The organism is Clostridium sp. AF32-12BH (genome assembly GCF_003477935.1).
Taxonomy (GTDB): domain Bacteria; phylum Bacillota; class Clostridia; order Lachnospirales; family Lachnospiraceae; genus Brotaphodocola.
Genome location: NZ_QUEH01000055.1, coordinates 361 through 593, shown reverse-complemented (window position 1 = coordinate 593; position 233 = coordinate 361). Strand labels below are relative to the sequence as shown.

At 48.9% G+C, this 233-nt stretch carries 1 protein-coding gene; it reads right to left on the bottom strand.

Going from position 1 to position 233, the window contains the following annotated elements; translation table 11 throughout:
• The coding region (locus DWZ40_RS20250) for an ATP-binding protein (RefSeq protein ID WP_243035404.1) at positions 1-233 on the bottom strand (233 nt) is incomplete at both ends.

The following is a 233-nucleotide window of genomic DNA, read 5'->3' as shown; positions in this document are numbered from 1 at the left end:
AGGTGTGCAAAGTCATAGTCCGTAAAGGATTCGATATGGTCGGCTATGCTGGTGCTGATGGTGGTTCCCTCCGCCCGTAGTTCCTCAATCACTTTGAAAAGCCCCCGTTCTTCACTGTTTGTTACTGCACGAATAGCTTTCCGAAGAACAGGGAACTTTTCCCCGTCACGGCTGGAAATGCCCGTTAAAAAAGTCAGGATGTCGATTGCCAGTGATTCGGAATCCTTTGGGTT